A 2,021-nucleotide genomic window follows, 5' to 3' on the forward strand; every position below is an offset into this window, starting at 1 on the left:
GAGAGAAGCTTTACACCCTCAAGGACCGAATCCTGCTGACTTGCTATGAGGAGTATTGAGCCGAGAACCGGACCTATGCAGGGACTCCAGCCCGCCCCGAAGGTAAGCCCCACGAGGAAGGAACCGACGGTGCCGACCTTTGAGCCTCCCTGCTTCCTCATCTGCCTGTCGAGGAGCATGTGAACGTTAAGGAGGTAGAGGGCTGTAACTGTTGCCCAGACACCCACTATGGCTTTGAAGGTGTCAAGCTCAAGAACCCCGAAGGAGTAGATTGCCACAGCGACAAGACCGAAGCAGGAAAAGAGCCTCAGAAAGTCCTGCCTTATGAGAAGGTTGGAAAAGTGCAGTCCGAAGAAGACTATGACCCCGCCCCCTATCTTGGCTATCAGCTCCCTGTTGTCCGCAAGGAACTGTCCCACAAAGGAGGCTCCAGCCCCGAGAGCTATGAAGACGGTAGAAAAGCCCAGGACGAAGAAAAGCACGGGAAGGAGGGTTTTGCGGAGCTCTGGCCTTTCCTCCTGAGCGCTGACACCTGTTATGTAGGAGAGGTACCCGGGGACTATGGGGAGAACACAGGGAGCTAAGAAGCTCAGAAGCCCCGCCGTGAAGGCACCGACGAGTGTAACCTCCATCTTAATTACCTCCGTAGTAGTCGTAGCTGACTATCCTCCCCGGGGCGCCGCCTGCGCCATTTTGGGTGTGGCAGGAGTTGCACTCAAACCTGTCGGGAGAGTGGGAGTAGGAATTCTTTATGGAGCTGTTCACTTCGTTGCCCTTGGAATCTATCACCACCGCCCTGAACCAGTCCTGAAGTTTACCCTTGGGAACGATGAAGTTGCCCGTCCCTCTTCCGTAGCTTGCGGTATAAACTCCGCCGTTGGCAAAGTAGAGCTTTACCCTGTATCCTCCCGCTGCCTTAGAAGCGTCCTTGTCAGGGGCATTCAGTTCTCTGAACACCGTCCCGCCCGAGAAGCTGTGACAGTTCCCGCAGGACACTCCCTGAAAGTGGACAGGACCATCATCATCCCCTTCTCCTTCCAGCTCTCCCAGACCCCCACCGCAGGAGAGAAGAAGGAGGGGCATGAAGGCGAGGGGAAGAAGCCTTTTCATCCTACTTACCTCCCTCAGTTGTTGGGTGCACCGCTTTGTATCCACCGGAGTATGGTCTGGTACTCGGTGGAGGTTGTTGAAAAGACCTGCCCTCCTCCGTGGGAGATAGTGTTGGTTGCCTTCAGAAGGAGCCTTGAGTTGGAAGGATTGGCGGTATCAACGAACTTCATTACCTCCGCGTATTTATCGGTTGCAGTGCTGAGATGGAAATTACCGTTGTTTCCATGACACCCTGCACAGCTGTTGTTAAGGATCGGAAGAACATCAGCGCTGAAGCTCACGGTTGTTGAACCTCCACCGCCCGTGTTTCCTCCCCCGGTATTACCGCCGCCCGTGTTTCCACCGCCCTGTGAGGGGCATTCATACCCTTCTTCGCCTTCATACCCTTCATTCTGTTCGTCTTCCCACCTTCCATCTTTATTGCAGTCGTGGTATTCGGGACGCCCGTTGTGGTCGCTGTCCTCAACGTGGTCAGGGATGCTGTCTCCGTTCTCATCCTCAAAGCCCTCGGGTATGCCGTTGCTGTCCCAGTCCTCAAGAGAGTCGGGATGCCCGTTTCCGTTCTTGTCCTCCATACAGTCGGGGGTGTTGTTCCCATCGTGGTCCTCCATTATGTCCGGAGTCGTGTCACCGTTCCTGTCATAGGTGCCTGCATTGTTCGGGTCTGTGGGATCGGGTATGTCTGCACTGGCAATCTGGACGTTGTCGGGGTTGTCAACAGAGATCTCAACGCTGTTGGTATTCTTTACGATCGCACTTATGTAAACATCCCCGGAGAACTTCAGAGCCTTTTCATTGTTGTAAATGAAGACGGCTATGGGCTTATAGTTTAAGTCAAAGAGAGCAAAGGCGTAGGCATAGGCTTTGTTGAGCTTGAGGCTGAAGTTACAGGATGGACCGATGGAAGACCC

Annotated in this window: 3 protein-coding genes; all 3 read right to left on the reverse strand. The window is 54.3% G+C overall.

Annotated features, from left to right (window positions below; translation table 11 throughout):
• On the reverse strand, positions 1 to 632 hold a 632-nt coding region (locus AC1HCM_RS08850), incomplete at its 3' end, for a cytochrome c biogenesis CcdA family protein (RefSeq protein ID WP_479461405.1).
• 1 nt (position 633) lies between these two features.
• Positions 634 to 1,110: a hypothetical protein gene (locus AC1HCM_RS08855; RefSeq protein ID WP_479461406.1), complete on the reverse strand. Its 477-nt coding sequence runs from the start codon at positions 1,108 to 1,110 to the stop codon at positions 634 to 636.
• Positions 1,111 to 1,124: 14 nt separating this feature from the next.
• The coding region (locus AC1HCM_RS08860) for a hypothetical protein (protein ID WP_479461407.1) at positions 1,125 to 2,021 on the reverse strand (897 nt) is incomplete at its 5' end.

Source organism: Hydrogenivirga sp. (assembly GCF_056450045.1).